The 20,267-nt window shown below is 60.8% G+C and carries 18 protein-coding genes and 1 pseudogene; 10 read left to right on the forward strand and 9 right to left on the reverse strand.

Features of this window, described 5'->3' with window-relative positions; genetic code table 11:
* Positions 1 to 21: 21 nt before the first annotated feature.
* The 5 genes from FVF58_RS39325 to FVF58_RS39345 all read left to right on the forward strand — a co-directional run bounded on the left by FVF58_RS39325 (position 22) and on the right by FVF58_RS39345 (position 6,913).
* Positions 22 to 1,506 carry a TolC family protein gene (locus FVF58_RS39325; RefSeq protein WP_246217405.1) on the forward strand — a complete coding sequence of 495 codons (1,485 nt, stop codon included), beginning with the start codon at positions 22 to 24 and terminating at the stop codon, positions 1,504 to 1,506.
* A complete protein-coding gene (locus FVF58_RS39330; protein WP_149675060.1) occupies positions 1,503 to 2,630 on the forward strand; it encodes an HlyD family secretion protein in 1,128 nt (375 codons plus the stop codon). The genes FVF58_RS39325 and FVF58_RS39330 overlap by 4 nt, the downstream gene beginning before the upstream one ends.
* 19 nt (positions 2,631 to 2,649) lie before the next feature.
* Positions 2,650 to 3,660 carry a DUF2955 domain-containing protein gene (locus FVF58_RS39335; protein ID WP_149675061.1) on the forward strand — a complete coding sequence of 337 codons (1,011 nt, stop codon included), beginning with the start codon at positions 2,650 to 2,652 and terminating at the stop codon, positions 3,658 to 3,660.
* A gap of 78 nt (positions 3,661 to 3,738) precedes the next feature.
* Positions 3,739 to 4,119, forward strand: coding sequence for a potassium channel family protein (locus tag FVF58_RS39340; protein ID WP_149675062.1), 381 nt, complete (start codon positions 3,739 to 3,741; stop codon positions 4,117 to 4,119).
* A gap of 436 nt (positions 4,120 to 4,555) precedes the next feature.
* Positions 4,556 to 6,913, forward strand: a complete 2,358-nt coding sequence (locus FVF58_RS39345) for a mechanosensitive ion channel family protein (RefSeq protein WP_246217398.1) — start codon at positions 4,556 to 4,558, stop codon at positions 6,911 to 6,913.
* 456 nt (positions 6,914 to 7,369) lie between these two features.
* Here FVF58_RS39345 and FVF58_RS39350 read toward each other — a convergent pair whose 3' ends face one another.
* Entirely contained in the window at positions 7,370 to 7,843 is a 474-nt protein-coding gene (locus tag FVF58_RS39350) for a cell envelope integrity TolA family protein (RefSeq protein ID WP_149675064.1), read from the reverse strand.
* A gap of 732 nt (positions 7,844 to 8,575) precedes the next feature.
* Between FVF58_RS39350 and FVF58_RS51860 the strand changes: the two genes are divergently transcribed.
* The 4 genes from FVF58_RS51860 (at position 8,576) to FVF58_RS53435 (ending at position 11,785) form a co-directional block, all read left to right on the forward strand.
* Entirely contained in the window at positions 8,576 to 8,725 is a 150-nt protein-coding gene (locus FVF58_RS51860) for a hypothetical protein (RefSeq protein ID WP_188131077.1), read from the forward strand.
* Positions 8,726 to 8,858: 133 nt separating this feature from the next.
* A complete protein-coding gene (locus FVF58_RS39355) occupies positions 8,859 to 9,551 on the forward strand; it encodes a phosphatase PAP2 family protein (protein WP_149675065.1) in 693 nt (230 codons plus the stop codon).
* Positions 9,552 to 10,059: 508 nt separating this feature from the next.
* Entirely contained in the window at positions 10,060 to 10,749 is a 690-nt protein-coding gene (gene phoU / locus FVF58_RS39360; RefSeq protein WP_149675066.1) for a phosphate signaling complex protein PhoU, read from the forward strand.
* A 646-nt stretch (positions 10,750 to 11,395) separates the two neighbouring features.
* Positions 11,396 to 11,785 (forward strand): hypothetical protein, encoded by a 390-nt coding sequence (locus FVF58_RS53435; RefSeq protein WP_246217399.1) that lies wholly within the window; start codon positions 11,396 to 11,398, stop codon positions 11,783 to 11,785.
* A gap of 42 nt (positions 11,786 to 11,827) precedes the next feature.
* Here the strand turns inward: FVF58_RS53435 and FVF58_RS53440 are convergent, their stop codons facing one another.
* The 8 genes and pseudogenes from FVF58_RS53440 to FVF58_RS39400 form a co-directional block, all read right to left on the reverse strand.
* Complete coding sequence (locus FVF58_RS53440; RefSeq protein WP_425469009.1) at positions 11,828 to 12,238, reverse strand: LysR substrate-binding domain-containing protein; 411 nt, start codon at positions 12,236 to 12,238, stop codon at positions 11,828 to 11,830.
* Between the two features lie 2 nt (positions 12,239 to 12,240).
* Positions 12,241 to 13,200: a beta/alpha barrel domain-containing protein gene (locus tag FVF58_RS39370; RefSeq protein ID WP_149675067.1), complete on the reverse strand. Its 960-nt coding sequence runs from the start codon at positions 13,198 to 13,200 to the stop codon at positions 12,241 to 12,243.
* Between the two features lie 87 nt (positions 13,201 to 13,287).
* Positions 13,288 to 13,551: pseudogene (locus FVF58_RS39375) on the reverse strand (LrgB family protein); the annotation flags it as partial.
* A gap of 124 nt (positions 13,552 to 13,675) precedes the next feature.
* On the reverse strand, positions 13,676 to 15,115 hold the full coding sequence (locus FVF58_RS39380) for an MFS transporter (protein WP_149675068.1): 1,440 nt from the start codon (positions 15,113 to 15,115) through the stop codon (positions 13,676 to 13,678).
* A gap of 101 nt (positions 15,116 to 15,216) precedes the next feature.
* Positions 15,217 to 16,293, reverse strand: coding sequence for a 4-hydroxyphenylpyruvate dioxygenase (gene hppD, locus FVF58_RS39385; protein ID WP_149675069.1), 1,077 nt, complete (start codon positions 16,291 to 16,293; stop codon positions 15,217 to 15,219).
* Between the two features lie 44 nt (positions 16,294 to 16,337).
* On the reverse strand, positions 16,338 to 16,862 hold the full coding sequence (locus FVF58_RS39390; protein ID WP_149675070.1) for a gamma carbonic anhydrase family protein: 525 nt from the start codon (positions 16,860 to 16,862) through the stop codon (positions 16,338 to 16,340).
* Between the two features lie 23 nt (positions 16,863 to 16,885).
* Entirely contained in the window at positions 16,886 to 18,034 is a 1,149-nt protein-coding gene (locus FVF58_RS39395; protein WP_149675071.1) for a CaiB/BaiF CoA transferase family protein, read from the reverse strand.
* Positions 18,035 to 18,041: 7 nt separating this feature from the next.
* On the reverse strand, positions 18,042 to 18,989 hold the full coding sequence (locus FVF58_RS39400) for a hydroxymethylglutaryl-CoA lyase (RefSeq protein ID WP_149675072.1): 948 nt from the start codon (positions 18,987 to 18,989) through the stop codon (positions 18,042 to 18,044).
* A gap of 136 nt (positions 18,990 to 19,125) precedes the next feature.
* On the opposite strand from FVF58_RS39400, the gene FVF58_RS39405 reads away from it, so the two are divergent.
* Entirely contained in the window at positions 19,126 to 20,037 is a 912-nt protein-coding gene (locus FVF58_RS39405) for a LysR family transcriptional regulator (RefSeq protein WP_149675073.1), read from the forward strand.
* Positions 20,038 to 20,267 lie beyond the last annotated feature (230 nt).

Genomic DNA, 20,267 nt, shown 5'->3' on the forward strand with positions numbered 1-20,267 from the left:
GCCGGCTGTTTGAGCGGATGCATGCGTGTGGGCCCGGACTTTCAACCGCAGCATGAGTCCTGGAGCGAACACTGGAGCAGCGCGTCAATCGAGCAGGTCACACAGCAGGCAACACAGCCGGACTTCCGGCAATGGTGGCGGATCTTCGCGGACCAGAACCTCGAGAGTCTGATCGCGCAGGCCGACGCAAACAACGGCGATGTGAAGATTGCCGGCCTGCGCGTGCTCGAGGCGCGCGCCCAACTGGGCATCGCGGTCGCGGGCCGCTATCCGCAGGTGCAACAGGCCAATGCCGACGTCCTGTACTCTGCGCGCAAACGCTCGGATGGATTCAATCCGCGCTCGGGCGGCTACTGGCAGTACGGCGCGGCCTTCAGTGTCGGCTGGGAGCTGGATTTCTGGGGGCGCTTCAGCCGCGCAATCGAATCGGCCAATGCCGCGTTTTTCGCGGCGCAAGCCAACCGGGATGACGCGTTGGTCCTGCTGCACGCACAGGTCGCCGATACGTATTTCACCCTTCGCACGGCCGAGGCGCGCCTGCGCATTGCGCGCGAGAACGCCCAGTTGCAAAAGCGCAGCTACGAGATCACACAAAAGCTCTTCAAAAGCGGTGAGACCGATGAACTCGATCTCCAGCAGGCGAAGACGCAGTATCTCAGCACGGTAAGCAGCATTCCCGACTTCGAGAGCCAGATCGTGCTCGCGCATCACGCTTTATCCGTGCTGCTTGGACGGCCACCTGGCCCGTTGCCGGAACTGAATGTGCAACCGGGCAAAGAGGAGGTAGTGCCGCTCGTGGACCGGGCCGTACTGCAGGATGTTCCGGCAGATCTTTTGCTGCGCCGCCCGGATGTGCGCGCGGCCGAATTGCAGATGGCCGCGCAGTCCGCGCTCATCGGCGTGGCCGAGGCCGATTTTTACCCGTCCGTGTCGTTGCTGGGCTCCCTTGTCTGGAGCGCCAGTTCGCTCACCGGCGCTCCGAGCACGCTGGCCCTGGTCGGCGGCCCGAGCGCCACGTGGAACCTGTTCGATCACGGCAAGATCACCAACAACGTGCGCGTGCAGGACGCCCGGCTGCAGGAGCTGACGGTGGCCTACCAGAATACCGTGCGCGAAGCGGCCCGTGAGGCCGACGACGCCGCCACGGCAATCATCGCCGCATGGCAGCGCGACTCGATCCTGAACGACGCGCAAGGGGCCGCGCAGCGCTCGCTCAAGCTCGCCAATACGATCTACCGGGAAGGGTACTCGGACTTCCAGCGGGTCCTCGACGCGCAGCGTGCCCTGTTCGCGCAACAGGACGCGTACATCGTCAACCGCGGCAACGCGGTGGGCAGTCTGATTGCGCTCTACAAGGCGCTCGGAGGAGGCTGGTACTCGGAACAGCCGCTCGTCGATCCCGCGACGCGCAAGCAGATGCAGCAGCGCACCGACTGGGGCGACTTGCTCAACGAGTCGAATGCGCCATCCGCCGCCGCCAGCTCGTCTGGAGGTTCGTCCCGATGAGCGACAAGCCCGAGCCCACCGCCGTCACGCCGCCGAAGCCGCCGGCGCCAGCCGCCGACCCATCGGGCAAAGCGGTGAAGTGGGTTGTCTGCGTGATCGTCGTCAGCCTGATCTGGTATCTGTTCGCCGATCGCTTCACGCCTTATACGCAACAGGCGCGCGTTCAGGCTTACGTCGTATCCGTCGCCGCGGAAGCATCGGGGCGAGTGACCCGCGTCCTCGTGCATAACAACCAGGAAGTCAAAGCGGGCGACGTGCTCTTCGAGGTCGATAGCGTGCCATACCGGATCGCCGTCGATCGCGCGCGGGCCGACCTCGAGTCGACGCGCCGGCAGATCGGTGCGAGCACGGCCGGGATCGATGCGGCGCTCGCCTCGTTGCGCGCGGCTATCGCGAATGAAGTCAAGGCACGCCAGGACAGCGAGCGGCTCGATAGGCTGTATCGCGAGGATGAGGGCACCGTCTCGCTGCGGCGCCTCGAAGTGGCGCGAGCGACGCACGAGCAGGCCCAGAGCCAGGTCGCCGCAGCGCGGGCCGAAGTGGAGCGGGCTCGCGAGCAGCAGGGTGGCAATGAGGCGGAAAACGCACAGTTGCGCAGCGCGGGCGCCGCGCTGGAAAAGGCCGAACTCGATCTTGCCAATACACAAATCAGGGCGCGCTCAGGTGGCGTCATCACGGATCTGCGCACGGAGGTCGGCCAGTTCGCAGCGGCGGGCAATCCGGTCATGACGCTGATTGCAATCCGCGACGTGTGGGTCAGTGCGGATATGACCGAAAACAATCTGGGGCATCTGCGACCCGGCACGCCCGTAGCGATTGCGCTGGACGCGCTACCCGGCGAAGTTTTCGCGGGACGGCTTCGCAGTATCGGCTATGGCGTGAGCGTGGGGCAGAGCACGCCGCCCGGCAGTCTGCCCACCGTACAGAACAGCCGCGACTGGCTGCGCCCCGCGCAACGCTTTCCGGTCATCGTCGAGTTCGAACCGGGTGAGAGGGCGCGCCTTCGCAACGTTCGTGTCGGCGGGCAGGCAGAGGTGATGGCGTTTCCAGATCCGGGTAATCCGCTCAATCCGCTGGGTCGCCTGTTTCTGCGCGTGATGAGCTGGGTCTCGTACCTTTACTGAATGGCTAACCACTGCATCTATGGAACACAGGCATCAGCTTCTCGGTCGACGTACGCTACGCGTTGCCACAGGGACGGCACTTTGTCTGACGATCAGCTTCGCGCTGGACCTGTCGGTCCCCGTCATCGCGCCGGTGTTCGCCGTCTTTCTTCTCGCGACGCAAAACCGCCCACTGTCGTTCAAGGCCGGCGTAGCGTTCGCGCTGATCGTGGCTTTGACCACGGGCAGCGGCCTGCTGCTTGTTCCGTTGCTTCGCCATTACGCGTTCGCTGGCGTGATGCTTGTAGGCCTCATGCTCTTCCTCTCGTTTCGCTATGGTTTGCGCGGCGGGAATAATCTGGTCTCGACCTTTCTGGTGGCCGGCCTGACGATGATCTCCGCTGCCGGAACCGCTGACTTCCAGTTGGCCGTGACGGTTGTTGGGGCGCTGGTGAAGGGCCTCGTGCTAGCCGTGCTGGTGGCGGCATTGACTCACATGCTGTTTCCCGAGCCCGTGAGCACGGGGCCGCAACCTGCCGCTCAGGTCATGCCCGACGGGCAGGCTGCGCGCATCGCGCTGCGCGCCGCGCTCGTGGTTATGCCAGCGTATCTGCTCGCCATCGCCGATCCAGCAAGCTACATGCCGATCATCATGAAGTCCGTCAGTCTCGGCCGACAAAGCTGTACCACGACGGCCCGTAGCGCAGCGCGCGACCTGATCGGCTCCACGTTGCTAGGTGGCTTGCTGGCGATCGTGTTCTGGTTTGCCCTCAGGCTCTTTGTGGACCTGTGGATGTTCTACCTGTGGATGCTGCTGTTTGGCCTGCTGGTGGGACGCAAGCTCTATCGCATCAGCCCAACGCGCTACTCACCGGGTTTCTGGCTGAACAGCCTCGTCACCATGATCATTCTGCTGGGCCAATCGGTGCAGGACAGCGTGGCGGGAAAGGACGTCTACACGGCGTTCGCGGTCCGTATGGGACTCTTTGTGGCCGTCACGGTCTACGCCTGTCTGATGTTGCTGATTTTCGAGCAACGCCGTCCCGCGTGATGACGCTGCGCGCACCAAAGCCTCTGCCCGGCGCACACATTGGCGTCCGTGCGAGCACGATCGAGGAGGTACCTTGCAATGGGCAATGCGACAAGCGACGTGGTCGTCCGCGTCCGAGCACGTGAGATATTGCGGGAGTCGGGCAGAACGCTTTGGTACCTGCGAATGATCCTTGCGGGCCTACTGGTGCTGTTTCTGCTGCTGACATTCGCCATGTATTACATGGGCGACCCGGTGGAGACGGTGAAGCGAACGCCTTCGCCGATGGGGGAAACTATGTACTTCTGCGCGATCACGGCGCTGACCATCGGGTACGGCGACGTGGTCCCTACGTCGACGTTTGGCCGGATCGATGCCATATTGCTTGGGCTGACCGGCATGGTGTTCACCGGGCTGATCGTTGCGGCAGCCGTCCGGGGCGTGCAGGAAGCTGCGCACCGGGCTAGCGTTCAGGATTAGGCTGGTTGCGCGGGACTGGTCCAGCGGCTTTCAGGGTGCCGAGCCAACCCGCGTTCCGGCATTTCTCAGGATAGCCTCGTTCAACTTGCTCACGGGTCAGCTCGCGCTGCGTGCGGGTACCGACCTTGCGTTGCTTCGGCCTCGGCGCTTCGTTAGCCCTGGGCGTCGCCCATGGCGCCACGCCATGGGTCAGGGGGAGAGGTCATACAGTGCACGGAAACATCGTCACGTGGGGGCCGGGCTCACGTCAAGCGTACATTACAGAAAGCGATGCGCCTTCGGCTCTCTCGCGCAAAGGCTTTCATCAGGGATCGCCATGACCGCATTTTTGCAGTGTGAATCCAGCCATGCCAGGGTCGTCGTCGGACTGCCGGCACGCGCTGTTTTACATGCAGGCGTGTGGCGCGCCATTGGGTGCGTTAGCTTCCGGTTGACCATGGCCTGCTTCCTCGTTCTGTTGACGGCGGGCAATCCGGCGGCAGCCGCATTGCCCGCCGGGCTGCAAAACCTCATCAACAATGCGACGGGCGGTTCTGCACCGCCAGCCTCGGCTGTGCAGGCCGCATCGGCACCAACGCCCGCCAGTCAGGCCGAACTGGCGCGCTCGCTGGACGGCCTGATCGGCACGCTCGAGAGCGATCCACAACGCAAAGCGCTGGTTGCCCAGTTGAAGGGGCTGCGTGCAGGGACCGAAAGTGCCGCACTCGCGGTGCCGGCATCGTCCGCACAGGGCAACGGCGATCTGCTCGGCGCAATTGCGTCAAGCATTGCGTCCGTCGAGATGGATCTGAGCGAGGGCCGCACACCGTTGCACTATTGGGCGGCCCGTTCGAGCGCGGCGGCCAGTGATCTCTGGACCATTATCAAAGGCGGGAGCGGGGAGTCGTTCGGCCACGTCCTGCTCGGCATGATCGCGACGCTTGCGGGCTGGGGCGCGTGCGCTGGCCTGTTGATCTATCTGCGCCAGCGCATCAGTGCGCGTTATGGCTGGAAGGTCGCGCTGGAACCGAATCCAACGTCGTTCGAGCTCTTGAGTTTCGTATTCTGGCGGACGGCGCCCTGGATCGTCGCATTCGTGGCGGTGGCGCTGTTCATGCGGGGAATGCCTGACGCGCTCGGCAGCACGCTGGGGCTTGTGATCGTCTATGCGATAGTCGCGGGCTCGCTCTTCTCGGCGATCTGCCTGATCGTGTTCTCGGCGTTCAACACGGCACACCGGCGTGTCGCAGTACATCAGTTGCTCGCGCAAAGCCGCTGGCCGCTTTTCGCGATTGGTGCCTGTGGCGCGCTAGGCGACGCGACGGCCAACCCGAACGTCACAGGCCTGCTCGGCGTGAATCTCGCCGGGCTCGTGTCGGCATCCGCAAATGTGGCGGCTGCCGTCATGATCGGATATTTCGCACTGGCTTACCGCCGACCCGTCACCCATCTGATACGCAATCGCCCGTATGCGCGAAGGCGTGATCACAAACTCGCCACCGAAGCGCTCGATATCCTCGCATCGCTCTGGCACATCCCGATCCTTTTAATCGCGATCGCCTCGGTCGTTGCAATCATCGATGCGCGCGGTTCGGAAGAGAACGTATTGCAGCCGTCGCTTGTCAGTGCGCTGTTACTCGTGCTCACGCTGTTTGTGTCGGCGCTGCTGCTGCACGTGACGCGTCGAAGGGACACGCGCGCACACCGCCGCGCGCCGCATCTGATGCGACTCTTGCGCTTCGCCAGCACGCTGGTCGTCCTCCTGATGTGGCTGGCGTTCATTCAATTCGAACTGGATCTGTGGAGCGGTCCGATCGCACGGATGATCAAGCACAGTGCGATGACACCCAGTTTCAAGCATGCGCTGGTTACAGTCATCGCGACGGTCTTCGGCGCCTGGTTCATCTGGATACTTTGCGATACCGCAATTCTCAACGCGTTGGGACCGAGCAGTTCGCGCAACAAGGCACTCGATCCCAGCGTGCGCGCACGCACGATGTTGCCACTCGTGCGCAACGCAGTTTTCGTGACGGTTGCGACCCTCGCCGCCATCGTCGCCGCCGCCAGTCTGGGCGTCAATCTGACACCTCTCCTTGCGGGTGCGGGCGTGATCGGTCTTGCAGTCGGCTTCGGTGCGAAGGCGCTCGTCACCGACCTGATCACGGGGCTCTTCATCATTGTCGAGGAGACGATCTCTGTCGGTGACTGGATCGAGATTGACGGCAGCCATGCCGGCACCGTCATGGACCTGACGATCCGCACGGTCCGGTTACGTGACGGACAAGGCGCGGTTCACACCATTCCCTTCTCGCAGATCAAGATCGTGAAGAACCTGTCGCGCGACTTTGCCAACGCGGTGTTCGAGGTACGGGTGCCGTTCGCCGTCGAACTCGATGACGTCACACGCATGATTGTGGAAGTGGGCGCCGATCTGCAGGAAGATTATCGCCTGCACAAGGAAATACTTGCGCCCGTCGAAGTGTGGGGGCTCGACCGTTTTGAGGCTAACTGGATGGTTGTGAAAGGGCAGATCAAGACGCGGCCGCTGCAGCAATGGAGCGTGGCGCGCGCTTTTAACGCGCGGCTCAAGCGCAAGATGGATGAGGCGGGGATTGAGATTCCGGTACCGCATATGCGGCTTCACACCTCGGCGAACGAGCCCAACGCAGGGTCGCAGTCTGACGATGGCGACCAGGACGAGAGCCGACAAGCGAACGACGCGAACAGTGAGCCTCGCCGCGGGGCGGCACCCACCGTGCCGTTGGAACTGCGCGCGCGCAAGGAGCCACCAGCGAGAGAGCCACCGGTGGGCTAGACGGTTTCGAAATCGTCGACCAGGTTCCCCGGCTGCGATCGAGACGGTCTCCAAGAAACGCGTTGCGTTTTCGGCGACCTGTCGTGCCGGGAGCGGGGCTTCGCGCGTATTGAGGTACGGACCAAGCAAGCACGATCGTATTCCTGGGCGCGTGCTTCGAGCTATTTATAATGGTTGCAGTGTCATTCAAGGTGGTTGAGGTGCCCACCGTATCAGGCGACTGCTGGCTTCAGGTGTGACGGACGGGCGCGCCTGGCCCGCACGTTAAGCTCGCTTCAAGTAGCGCGGCTCGGGCCCGATGACGCCCGACGCCACCCAGCACCCGCCCAGGCGACGGCCCGAGCGCCATTGAATGGCGCACAGCGTCAGGGGCGAGTCCAATGGGCTCGCCCCTTGGAGCATGTCATCTGCCGGCTCATGTGCTGCCGGACCTAGGCCGCCCGGGCGACGAACCTGTTACTGCTTCTTCGCTGCATCGACATTCGCATCGGCGGCCTTCTTGTTCGCATCACTTTGGGCCTCGACCTTTTCCTTGTCAGCTTTCGCTTGGGCCACGTTAGCATCCTTGGCAGCCTCCCGCTTTTTCTCGTTAGCCTTGGCCTGGGCATCGTGCTTCTTCCTATTCGCCTTGGCCTGCGCCTTGGTGGCGTCAGCGCGCGCATCGGACGCTTCGGCTACGGTAGTCGCCTTCTCAACTTTCGCTGCTTTCTTGTCGGCGGTGGCTTGGGCCGATGCCTTATCTTCATTTGCAGACGCCTGCGCCTTTTCGGCATCGCTTTGTGCTTCCGCCTTCTTCTTGTTCGCTGTAGCTTGCGCTTCACTCTTTTCGCTATTTGCCTTCGCCTGTGCCTTGTCAGCAGGCGCGGCGGTTTGCGCAAACGCCGACGTGATAAGCAGCGCGGATGCGAGCGCGGTGAGGATCTTCTTCATGACGTTACACTCCCTTGAATGTGCACGGCGTTGGCCCGTGCTGTCTGTATCAACGTCGAAAGATGAGCAGACGTTGACCCTCCTTTTGTGACAAGCAGTAACCAGTCGACACCAGTTGCAACACCCCGGTGCCAATGCGCCCGCTCCGATCGACTAGCGGTTGTCGCGAATGCGCAAGTCTCCTGATCGCTCTGCGACTGCTATACGATCGGGAAAGAACCATCTTCGATGTGCAAGATGTGGCCTCTCGTGGATCAGTCCTCTCGTCTCAAAGGGCAGCTACTGCTGCGCAATTTGCGGGCCTGACAGCGAACGTTTGTCGTGCCATGGCCAGGTCAATCCAGAAAGTCTGCTGCGCGGGCATTCCCAGCATATCGGGCGAACCGCGAAGAGAGGGCGATGTGGAATACAGGGATATTGCTCGGTTGCACTAGCAGCAAAAACGGTCCACATTTCTATTGCGCAATGCTGAAGGAAGCCTTAAGCGGGTAGGGGTGGTCGAATCCACTGCGGGACCCATGACTCAAATCTATCGGCGAGAAGAAAAGCCGGCGCGAGGCCGGCGTTAAAGGTCTAGCATCCGAGGCAAGCTAGATCCTGAGAGGAGGTGAGACGCAGGCCCGCATTGACAGTCCTGTGCCGGTGTGGAGATATGTGCGACTCGATCGGAAGATTGTGACGTGAAATTGCTCGCAGAATCTTAAGGTTTTGTTAAGGAGGGGCGCAGCGTCTGTGCTGATGATCGGCAACCCATCGGACGGGATGACGCGCCGCAGTTCCTTCATTTTCTCCACTACCGCATCCTTCAGTGCGGGTATGATGCCCACCCTGGAGCGCGATGAACCTGCTGTGGGCAATCGCGTGTTCGATTGCAAAATGTGAGTTCCAAGTCATCATGAGTTAGCTTACTCTGCACCTTTCAATAAATAGACCTGATGGCGATTTATCGGCCAGCCCATTCCAAGCAAAAGTGCAAGGCTCGCGCTGCTGCACCCAACGTCATAGCTACCGCGAAATGAACAACATCGATGCGGTCTTCGAGAGTTATCTCGCAAGACTGAATTTTTGCCCATTGTGTAACCACGCGATAAACGCCGTATCGAATTTATACACATTCAAGGGGCTGGTGCTCATTCCCGTCTTGTGGTGGCTATGGTGCCGCGCGGACGAGCGCAGGGAATGGACACGCCAAATCGTTATCGCGACAATCCTGAGCGGCATTTTGGCTCTTTTCATTGGAAGGGTCCTCGCGGATTTTTTGCCATTCCGCGCGCGACCGATCAACACCCCGGAGTTGCATCAGCACTTCGCATCTATCTTGCACCAGGAGAGCGTGCTGCCGACATGGAGTTCCTTTCCGAGCGATCACGCAATGCTATGGATGTCGGTGGCAGTGGGTATCTTCATCATCTCCCGCAGAGTCGGGGTCCTTGCGCTCCTCTATACCGCGATTTTCATTTGCGTTCCGCGCGCTTACCTCGGTATTCATTACCCGACCGACTTGCTCGCGGGAGCCCTGATCGGGATTGTCATTACCTACGGTATGACCCGGGACTCCATCCGAAACCTTTATGCGCCGACTGTGTTGCGATGGATGGAACGCTACCCGGGACTGTCGGCGATGCTTGCATTTGTGCTCTGCCTGGAATTGGTTACCCAGTTTGACGAATTAAGGCAATTCGCAAGTTCCGTTTATAAGATTCTGTGAGACGTCTCAGGCAATTTGCCTTTTTATGACCCGGTTCGAAGGCCGCAATCCTTCGAATCCTTTCCTCGTTGCATAAGCTTCTCTTAAGGAGCGGTTGCTAAATTGATGCCGAAGGAGCGGGTACTGGATTCCTTTTCAGACGATCAAGACGCCCGCATGTCGTGCGGCTTCCTTTAGTTCAACAAGCAGCTGATTGGCACCGCTGGCGAAGTTCGGTTCAGCCAGATTTTGTGCCGAGAGAACTATGCCATGACTACCCTTGTCGGGCCCGGAAGCGATTCTGGGCCTTCTTTTTCATGTGGGACGCGTACGCGTGAGGTATGTCGAAACGCAGACACAGGCGGATGCGTTTCATAAGGGGATACTTCGAGTGCCATAGAGAATCTATATTCTAAAGCCATGTATCCGTAAGCATCGCTCATCGTTGGTTGCAGGTCGAGGGGAGCGGCTTTTTTAATCGAATGCTGCGCCGGGCTCTATCGCCTACAGTCTGGTAGACAGGAATAAGATGGCGGACAAACATACTTCGAGCAAGTTTGATGGCGACCTCGAACAGCTCTCAACCCGGTTATTCGGAATGGGCGGTCTCGTCGAGTCGCAGATTTCACGCGTGATGGAGGCAATGATTTCGTTCGACCTGGAACTTGTTGAGCAAGTCCTCGACGGCGAACGTCGACTCAATCAGATGGAAACTGAAATCGACGAAGAAATTAGCAACATCATTGCACGTCGGCAGCCGGCCGCCCGGGACCTGCGCCTACTGATGGCCACTTCAAAGTGTGTCACCAACCTCGAACGGGCGGGAGACGAGGCTCGGAAGATTGCGAAGCAGACACGCCGTATCGCCATGGATACAGCGGCCCGAAGAATCAACATTTCTGAAATCATGGCCTCCGGCGAAATGGCTTTAGACATTCTTCGCAGAGCGCTGGATGCATTTGCGCGGATGGATACCGTTGCAGCAGCACAGATCATCAAGGATGACGAGGCCATCGACAATGAGTTCCGAGCCTTCGTGCGCAAGCTCGTGACGTACATGATGGAAGACACTCGGGCAATTTCGACTGGACTGGATCACCTGTTCATTGCGAAGGCCATCGAGCGTATTGGGGACCACGCGACCAATATCGCCGAGACCGTTGTGTATGTGGTTAGTGGCACCGACGTTCGTCATGTACCCCGAGACCAGCTTGGATGAGACGCCTCTGGCAACTGAGACCGTGACAAGGAGAGGCGACGGGCGCCTCTTTGTGGTTGTCGAGGTATTTGGAGCCTATACAACGTTGCTCGACCGGCGCAACGTTCGCTTCTACATTCCTCCAGAAAGCGCTCTTTCGGCGTAGTCGTCCGCCGATAGCCAGAGCACGCAGAGGTAGCAAAACTAAACGCGTTTGCTTGTCAACATCACGCGCCGCACGACAGACGGAGTCGAAGCAAACGTCTATGTGTAACTTGGGAAACCAGCGGTTACCGTCGTTGCTATAGGCAATGCTTCTGTGCACCATATGCGTCATATCCGAAAAACTCAATCTGAATTTGGAGTCGTTAAGCTTGCATTCAGCTGTTCCGGCTAGACTTCACTGATGTTGAAGAGGCCCTACGGTTCGATCGGCAGTATGGTTACCTGGCGTAAGCGCATGCAGAGGCGGCTGCCAAGTGATCAAGTGAGGGGCAAACGGCTTGCAGAGCTCAATATATTGCCAGCCGAACCGGCGCGACATCCTGCGCTTTTCTAGTGTCCTGAATGACGGAATAGAGAAGGGGGGGCGAGCGATGCCGCTCATTGCGAGTAGTACACACAAATGTGGCGGAGTGCTCTACTCGATTCATGGAGGTACAAGACAGTGAGGAGCCCAGCTTGGCTTCGAATCCTGCTGATTCCGAGCGCCGATGACAGCCCATTTTTCAGTGACGAGTTCCAGGCCAACCTACGGGCATTTTTCCAGACGCTGGATGCCGCGGACATCCAGGTCAGTTCTGTCGCCTTGAACATGGACATTGTCGACGCTCGCAGGCCCCTAATGGGCGAATTCGTTTTTTCTCTGGCCCAAGTAGGGCCGGCACTAAGCGCCGCTCTCGGGGCGTGGTTAGAGGCGAATGCCGGCCGGAAACTACGTCTGAAAATAATTGGTGTTGAATTCGAAGCCAACACGATGACGCAGCTAGTCCAGGTGCTGGATAAGGCAATCGCGCTGAGAGAACAACGGGTGAAGCCAGCAGGCTGCGACAAATGAACCGCAATGCCGTTCGGGCTCGGGCACGCCGGCTCGGCTTCGTCACATCGGCAAGCACACGCGAGTCTGCGTTTGAAGGCGATCCGCAACCCGTACAAGTCGACACGAGCGTCTGCACAAAATCGACAGACGTCTCCACTGCCAGCGGGTGTCCGTTGGGCAAGACGAGCGTGAGGTTGTCAAAGCGGTACGTCCAAGTGGAGAGTTCGGCCGTTGGTGTACGGTCGCGGCAATTCCTATGTCTGCAAAGCCGTCCTGCACGTCTCGCGCGATCTCGGCACTAATACGTGCTTCTACGTCAACGTGGACGGCCGGATTTTCCTTCAGGAACCAGGACAGCGCCTTGGGAAGAAATTCAATCATTGAAGAGACATTCGCAAGCACACGCACGTGCCCGCGCGCGCCGGTTGAGTACTCGCTCGATTCCGCCTGTCGGCCTTCGTGACCTTTCACGATCAGGCGTGCGTGCTTGACCAGAGCATCGGTTGCAATTGAAATTCATCAGGTACCCCCGAGCGGGCGACGAATCCTTCGAGCGCTCGTTGTCCGAATGTTCGGTTCAATACCGTCCGGCAGCCCATCAGTTTGCGCAGATCGATCCCGGTCCGATAGCCCATGCTCTCCAGCATGAAGACCAGGTCCTCTGTCACGACATTGCCCGACGCGCTCTTCGGGCCGTCCGCGCCACCGAGTCCCGCGAGGGAAGAGTCGAATGAGTGGATACCACATTGCAACGCCGCCACGACGTTGGCGAGGCCGAGGCCACATGTGTTGTGAAAATGGGCTGTCTTCAGTTTGTCGCTGCAAAATGGCCGAAGGATCTCGATCAGGTCGACGACTTTGTCCGGTGTGGCCAGCCCAGTCGTGTCGGCGAGGGCCAGTTCGTCACACCCGGCGTCGACCGCCTGGAGCGCGACATCACAGACTTCGACGTGCGGTACCGCGCCCTTGTACGCGCAGCCCAGTGCGGTCGCTAACGCGGCGACGACTTTCGTCGAACGGGTTCCATCTGTCCTGTCGCGCAGTTCACGGATCTTGCGAAACTCTTCGATCATCTCGCGGGGCGTGCGTCGAACATTGCTGAGACTGTGCAGCGCACTGGCGGAGATTGGAGCGACAATCCGGTGTACTCCGCAGGCCAATGCGGCTCGCGCCCCCGCCTCATCTGTCGCGACCGCTGTGATGACAAGGCCATCATGGCGGCGGGCGTGGGCTACGAGTTCTGCGCCATCAATGAGTTGCGGCAGCGTGGCCAGTACCCCGAACGACGCGAGCTCCATATGACGCACCCCCGCCGCGTATGCGGTGTCGATCCAATGCTTTTTGTCGCCTGTTGGCATGATGCTGGACAATCGTTGCAAGCCATCCCGCAGACCGACTTCCTGAACCACGACCTCATCATGTTCGTTTCCCATGATTGGGCTCCTACGTTGCAGATTCTCACGGTAAGGCGCGCAGTGCGCCGCTGCACTGCGCGCGATGCCCGCCGGTGCCAATATCGGTTAGACAGAAACCCGGTGCGCAGCGAGCGGCATCGGCACAGGCACAACAAAGGCAGTAAGCACGCGGTTCAGCCCCATGCCGAGCCCCGCAAATGCGGCCATTTCCTCACTGACCTGAAAGGCCCTGGCCGAGCCGATGCCGTGCGACGCGACGTCAGGAGCGAATCCGCGAACGGCCGGCTCTTCGGTGCGAAGCATGGTCAGAATCGATCGCGCGAAGACGGCCCTGAAGATCCCCGTGGAAATGACAAGGACCGCGGTCAAATGCAGTGACAAAGCGATGTCGGCCTCACTGCGGCAGCGCACCAGGCAACGCCTCCGATTCGAAACTGTTGCCGAAGCCCGATTGATGAGTGGTCGTCGCCAGATCCTTCGATACTGGAAGCGTTCAGTGGTTGATTTCTTCAAGCCGTAGCCCGTTGGTCTTGGGACCGAACGCACCGATCGAGATCATCACCACCACCATGCACGCGGTAATGCCGGCGAACACCCCAGTCACGCCGAAGTCGCGCAACAGGAAGGCGATAAGAAAACCTGACATCATTGCGCCGACCCGGCTCGCCGAATACACGATGCCGTTGGCGCGGCAGCGCACAGCGGTGGGGAACAACTCCGACTGGTACGCGTGGTAGCACACGGAGATCGTTTGCCCGGCGAGGCTGATCAATACGCCTAGCACGATGAGTGGCACGACTGATCTCAACTGTCCAAAGAGCAGCCCGAACACCACGACTGCGAACGCGGCGCCGACAATCAGCCATTTGCGCTGCACCTTGTCCGCATACAGCATGGCAATCATCGGGCCAACAGGCAGCGCGATCGCAATCACGAACGAATACAGCAGGCTCTTCGTGACGGTGATACCTTGCCCGATCAACAGCGTCGGCACCCAGTTGGCAAAGCCGTAGTAGCCAATCGCCTGACAGAAATTGAACACGACGAGCATGATCAACCGGCTGCGATAGGGCGGCTGCAAAAGCTCGGCGAGCGAAGCACGACGATGGGCCGGCTGCTCGACAGCAGGTGCAGGCGGGGGCAGAGGACGACCCGACTGCTGTACGGCTTTCGCCTCCATTTTCTCGACAATGCGTTCGGCTTTCTCCTCGCGGCCATGCGACGCGAGCCACCGCGGGCTTTCCGGCACGGCACGGCGAATGAACCAGACGAACACGGCGCCGATCGAACCGATGAGCACCACGCAACGCCAGCCGTCGAGGCCGAACACGGTCGTCGGCACCAGCCAGAACGAGAGGATCGCGGCCACCGGCGCAGCGGCGAACATGATCATCTGGTTGAAGGCCATCGCCCGGCCTCGCATATGCTGGGGGACAAGCTCGGTGACGTAGCTGTCGATCGTCACGATCTCGATGCCCACACCGATGCCGGTGATGAAGCGCCACAGAACCACACCTTCGGCCGTGGTCTGAAATGCCATGATGGCCGAGCCGATGGAATACCAGAGCAGGGAGAACGTGAACACGGCGCGGCGCCCGTAGCGATCAGGCAGCCAACCGAACCCGAACGTCCCGACGAAGAGGCCCGCGAACGTGGCCGCGATGAAGCCGGCGATCCCCTGAAAGCCGAAAAATGCTTGGGTGGTCGTCTGCAGCAGGCCGCTTTTAGCCATGCCCGGCGCGATATAACCCGTGAATATAAGGTCGTAGACTTCGAAGAATCCGCCGAGCGATATGAGGAACACCAGCATCCAGATATAGCCTGTAGCGGGTAGGCGGTCCATCCGCGCCGAAAGCACCGCAGCGGTACGTGCCTGCGTTCGGGCATCGGATGCCGCGACCGGCGGAATTTCCGTAGTGATGACGCGTTGCATGAGTGTCTCCTTGATATGTCCCGTGGCCGTGTTGTTTTTAGAAAGCCTGATGGGAATTGCGTCGCCGGATTCCGCTTAAGAAGTACCGGCGAATTCACGAACTATTCCCGCGCAAGCACTCCACGGCGAACCTGATCGCGTTCGATCGACTGGAACAGCGCTTTGAAATTGCCTTCGCCAAATCCGTCGTCGCCCTTGCGTTGAATGAATTCGAAGAACACCGGACCGAGCAGCGTGTCCGAGAAAATCTGCAACAGCAGCCGAGGTTGGTCTCCCGAGGTATTGCCGTCGAGCAGGATGCCGCGAGTCTGCAGTTCCGCCACCGGCTGGCCGTGCCCAGGAAGCCGCTCTTCGAGCATCTCGTAGTAGGTTTCACCCGGCGCCGTCATGAGCGGCACACCGGCCATGACGAGGCTGTCGATCGTCGCCAGCAGGTCGTCGCTCAGCAGCGCGACGTGCTGGATGCCTTCGCCGTTGAACTTCATCAGGAACTCTTCGATCTGCCCGGCGCCCTTCGACGATTCTTCGTTCAGCGGGATGCGGATCTTGCCGTCGGGCGCCGTCATCGCTTTCGAGGTCAGGCCGGTGTATTCACCGGAGATGTCGAAGTAGCGGATTTCACGGAAGTTGAACAGGCGCTCGTAAAAGCTCGCCCAGAACGACATACGGCCGCGATAGACGTTGTGTGTCAGATGATCGACAAGCTTCAGTCCGTGCCCGACCGGATGGCGATCCACCCCTTCGACAAACTCGAAGTCGATGTCGTAGATGGATTTGCCGTCTTCGAAACGGTCGATCAGATAGAGCGGTGCGCCGCCGATACCCTTGATTGCGGGCAGGCGCAATTCCATCGGACCGGTGGCCATCTCCACGGGCTGTGCGCCGAGTTCCAGCGCGCGGTTGTAGGCCTTGTGGGAATCCTTCACCCGGAACGCAAGACCGCAAGCCGACGGGCCATGTTCAGCGGCAAAATAGGCCGCCGGGCTCTTCGGCTCCCTGTTGACGATGAAGTTGATATCACCCTGCCGATACAGCACCACGTCCTTCGACCGGTGACGCGCGACCAGCGTAAAGCCAAGCTTCTCGAACACGGGTTCCAGCGTATTGGGGGTGGGCGAAGCGAATTCGACGAATTCGAATCCCATCAGGCCCATTGGGTTCTCAAACAGATCAGCCATGACAAGCTCCACGATTCAGGAAAACATTGATCTCAGGTCTACGCTCAGCCGATGTGGCGAAGTTCGCCGCGATACAGTTCGGCACGCCGTGCATAGTCGGCAGCGCTTTCGTCAAGACGCGCCACGTCTTCATCGCTCAGTTCGCGCGCCACGTTCGCGGGCGCGCCGAGAATCAGCGACCGGTCGGGGAAGCTCTTGCCCTCGGTGACGATCGCACCTGCTGCCACCAGACAGTTCTTGCCGATGACCGCGCAATTCAGCACCACTGCCTGGATGCCGATCAGCGATCCTTCGCCGACCGTGCAACCGTGCAGCATCGCCTGATGGCCGATCGTCACATTGCCGGCGATATCGAGCGGAAAGCCCGGGTCGGTGTGCAGTACCGCGCCTTCCTGAACATTGCTGCCAGCGCCGATCTTCACGGGTTCGTTGTCGGCGCGGATCACGGCGCCGAACCAGACGCTCGTGCGTTCGCCGAGTTCGACGCGGCCGACCAGCGTGGCTTGAGAAGCAACCCAGGCGCTGCCTGCGATTTGCGGCGCGTTGCCGCTAATGCTGTAGATAGTCATGAACTCAGGTTGCAAAAAGTGACTCAAGCCGCTGCCCGGCCGGTCAGGCGGGCGAGAATTTCCTGCGTATGCTCGCCGACACGGGCCAGCGCCTGACGCACACCCGGCCGGCGTCCGCCCATCAGCAAGGGCAGGAGCACGACGTCGGTCATACCGTCCTCGGTTTCCATCGGCACGAGGCCACCGCTTGCTTTCAGATGCGGGTCGTCGAGCAACTGGTCAGGGCGCACGATCGGCGCATAGGGAATGCCGGCGGCTTCGAGCTTCGGGGAGAGCTCATCGGCGCGGTGATGCTTGAGAATTTCGCCGAGGCGAATCAGCAGTTCGGGCCGAACCGCCACGCGCAGAGCGTTGTTGGCGAACTGCGGCTCTGCGGCGAGATCGGGCCGCTCCAGTACGTCGCACAACGTGATGAACTGCTTGTCGCTCACGGCGCCGATGAAGAGCTGTTCGTCGTCGGCTAGCGTGAAGACGTCGTAGACGCTCCAGGCCGAAACGCGTGAGGGCATCGGTGGCGGCGGTTCTTTCGTCATCGCGTATTGCTGCATGTGCTGGCTACTCAGGAACACGCAGTTCTCGAACAGCGCACTCTGGATTTCCTGGCCTCGGCCAGTCGTGTCGCGCTCACGCAGTGCTGCCAGCACGCCGATCGCGCCAAACATGCCGCCCATGATGTCGTTGACCGAGGTGCCGGCGCGCAGCGGCCGGCCAACCGGTCCCGTCATATAGGAAAGGCCGCCCATCATCTGCACGACCTCGTCGAGTGCGAGGCGCTTTTCATACGGGCCGGGCAGGAAGCCTTTGTGCGAGACATAGATCAGCTTCGGATAGATCTTCGACAGCGTTTCGTAGTCGAGACCCAGCTTCGTCATCAGGCCCGGCCGGAAGTTTTCCAGCATGACGTCGCACTGACCGATCAACTCCAGAGCGGCGGCGTGGCCGTCAGGGGTATTGATGTCGAGCACCACGCTCTTCTTGTTGCGGTTGAACGTGCGGAAGAAGCCGATACCGAGGCCGGGCAGCTTGCGCGTCTTGTCGCCTCCCGGCGGCTCGATCTTGATGACTTCGGCGCCAAGGTCGGCGAGGATCATGCCGCAGGTCGGGCCCATGACCATGTGCGTGAACTCGATGACGCGCACACCGGCGAGAGGAAGCGGATTCGGGGTATTCATGATGACCTCAGGCGTTGAGTGTTGCGGTCGACGAGTGCGCGAAGGTTTTCGGCAAACCCGAAAGCCACAACGCGCCGTGAAGCGTTTCGCTGGATAGCCACTGCGCGACCTTTTCCCGCAGAAGAAGCAGGCGGGGAATATCGATGCCGGTGGAGATGCCCATGTCGGCAAGCATGAATGCAAGGTCTTCGCTCGACGCGTTGCCGCTCGCACCCGGCGCATGCGGGCAGCCGCCGATACCGGCGAGCGTGGCGTCGAAGCGGGCCACGCCGGTTTCGAGCGCGGCGTAGACGTTGGCGAGAGCCAGACCGCGCGTGTCGTGGAAGTGACCGCACCAGAACTTGTCGCCGGCGATCGCGCGGGCCTTGCCGAACAGTTCGCGCACGGCGGCAGGGCCGCCATAGCCGACCGTATCGGCGATGCTCACGCGATCGGCGCCCGCGTCGAGCAGGCCCTGCATGCAGCGCAGCACTTCGGTCTGATCGACAGCGCCCTGGATCGTGCAGCCGAAGGCGGTACCGATGCCGCCTTCGATCAGCGTCTTGGAGCCGGCGGCGTCGCGTGCGGCACGAATGCGGGCGACTTCGGCGATCACTTCGTCGGGCGTCTTGCGCAGGTTGGCGAGGCTATGGGCATGGCTGGCCGACAGCGGCACCAGCATCAGATCCGCCTGCGACTCGATGGCGCGCTCCGCGCCCTTGAGATTGGGGACCAGGACCGAGACGAGCAGCCCAGGCAGGGTTTTCGCGTAGGCGACCAGCTCGGCGGTGTCCGCGAGCTGCGGCAGGAGTTTGGCGGGAACGTACGAACCCACTTCGATTTCGCGCTGCCCCGCGGCGTAGGCGTCGGCGATCCACTCGATCTTGCGTTCCGTCGGAAGAATGGTCTGGATGCTTTGGAGGCCGTCACGCAGACCTACTTCGCGGATGACGACGTTCGGGGGGAACGAGGACATGTGTGTCTCCTGGATACCTGCCAGTCATGTGTGCTGGCGATGTGTGCACTTTAGGCTTTCCACGTCCGACATAAAGAGGTATTTTGGAACCGGAGAGATTCCGATATGGAAAGTAAAGGGCGGTGAGGAGACAGAAATGCGAGACATCGATCTCAAGACGTTGCGGCTGTTCGTGGCCGTCTGCGAGCACCGCAACATGGGCCGCGCGGCGGAGGAAGAGCACATCGAACCATCTGCGATCAGCAAGCGCATCGCTCAACTGGAGACCGACCTCGGCGTCCCGTTGCTGACGCGCTCGCGTCGCGGCGTTCAGCCGACACCTGCGGGGCTGACTCTGGTCGAACACGCGCGCAATGTCCTGTTCACGATGGACCGGATCGCGAGCGATGTCGCAGCCTTTGGCAGCGGTCTGAGAGGCAGCGTCAGCATATGCGCGACGGCTTCTGCGATCGCCGAGGCACTGCTGGACGACATCGCATCCTTCATGCGCGCACCGGACAACCAGAACATCCGGGTGGACGTGGAGGAACGTCTGTCCGTCGACCTTGTTCGCCAGCTCAGGGAAGGGGCGGCTTCGGTCGGTGTCTGCTGGGACAGTGCGGACCTCGAGGGCTTGCAACACGTGCCCTATCGTCAGGACCGGCTTGCGCTCGCCGTCTATCCCGGACATCCATTGGCCGGATTGAAGTCAGCCCATTTCGAGCAGACGCTCGAGCATGATCACGTCGGCATGCCGCCCGCAACCGCCGTCCACGCGATGTTGCAACGCGCGGCCGCCAAAGCGGGGCGGACGGTGTCATACCGCGTGATCGTGTCCAATTTCGACGCCGCGTTCCGCGTGGTCGCCGCCAAGCTCGGCATCAGCGTTGTGCCGCTCGAAGTGGGGGAGACCTACAAGCGCATCTTCGACGTCGAAACGATTCCGCTGACCGACTCGTGGGCTCTGCGCCGGTTCGTGGTGTGTTTTCGTGAGCTGGAAGCGTTGCAGCCGGCCGCCCGGCGCATGGTCGATTATCTTGCGAGCAAGGCTATGGCAGCGGCTGCCTGATCGATGCCGCGGCTGCCGGTGACGACGCCGAAGAAGCGACTGCATGAGTGGCACTGCCTCGACACTACGGGCAGCCATATAGCATTCGACGCGCAACAATCCGGCCAACAGCCGGCTAAAAGAGAAATAATAATCGTTATCATTGCGCCCGTGATCCAGTCGATGTAGCATGCCAACTTTCGCGCTTGTGCGGTTTCATAGTGGCTGCCGCGCGAAATGTACCGCTATTG

This window comes from Paraburkholderia panacisoli (assembly GCF_008369935.1).
Taxonomy (GTDB): domain Bacteria; phylum Pseudomonadota; class Gammaproteobacteria; order Burkholderiales; family Burkholderiaceae; genus Paraburkholderia; species Paraburkholderia panacisoli.

Bases quoted from the DNA above. Each gene is read 5' to 3' on its own strand.
- FVF58_RS39325 (WP_246217405.1), top strand. From the start codon at position 22: ATGCGTGTGGGCCCGGACTTTCAACCGCAGCATGAGTCCTGGAGCGAA.
- FVF58_RS39330 (WP_149675060.1), top strand. From the start codon at position 1,503: ATGAGCGACAAGCCCGAGCCCACCGCCGTCACGCCGCCGAAGCCGCCG.
- FVF58_RS39335 (WP_149675061.1), top strand. From the start codon at position 2,650: ATGGAACACAGGCATCAGCTTCTCGGTCGACGTACGCTACGCGTTGCC.
- FVF58_RS39340 (WP_149675062.1), top strand. From the start codon at position 3,739: ATGGGCAATGCGACAAGCGACGTGGTCGTCCGCGTCCGAGCACGTGAG.
- FVF58_RS39345 (WP_246217398.1), top strand. From the start codon at position 4,556: ATGGCCTGCTTCCTCGTTCTGTTGACGGCGGGCAATCCGGCGGCAGCC.
- FVF58_RS39350 (WP_149675064.1), bottom strand. From the start codon at position 7,843: ATGAAGAAGATCCTCACCGCGCTCGCATCCGCGCTGCTTATCACGTCG.
- FVF58_RS39355 (WP_149675065.1), top strand. From the start codon at position 8,859: ATGAACAACATCGATGCGGTCTTCGAGAGTTATCTCGCAAGACTGAAT.
- phoU (WP_149675066.1), top strand. From the start codon at position 10,060: ATGGCGGACAAACATACTTCGAGCAAGTTTGATGGCGACCTCGAACAG.
- FVF58_RS39370 (WP_149675067.1), bottom strand. From the start codon at position 13,200: ATGGGAAACGAACATGATGAGGTCGTGGTTCAGGAAGTCGGTCTGCGG.
- FVF58_RS39380 (WP_149675068.1), bottom strand. From the start codon at position 15,115: ATGCAACGCGTCATCACTACGGAAATTCCGCCGGTCGCGGCATCCGAT.
- hppD (WP_149675069.1), bottom strand. From the start codon at position 16,293: ATGGCTGATCTGTTTGAGAACCCAATGGGCCTGATGGGATTCGAATTC.
- FVF58_RS39390 (WP_149675070.1), bottom strand. From the start codon at position 16,862: ATGACTATCTACAGCATTAGCGGCAACGCGCCGCAAATCGCAGGCAGC.
- FVF58_RS39395 (WP_149675071.1), bottom strand. From the start codon at position 18,034: ATGAATACCCCGAATCCGCTTCCTCTCGCCGGTGTGCGCGTCATCGAG.
- FVF58_RS39400 (WP_149675072.1), bottom strand. From the start codon at position 18,989: ATGTCCTCGTTCCCCCCGAACGTCGTCATCCGCGAAGTAGGTCTGCGT.
- FVF58_RS39405 (WP_149675073.1), top strand. From the start codon at position 19,126: ATGCGAGACATCGATCTCAAGACGTTGCGGCTGTTCGTGGCCGTCTGC.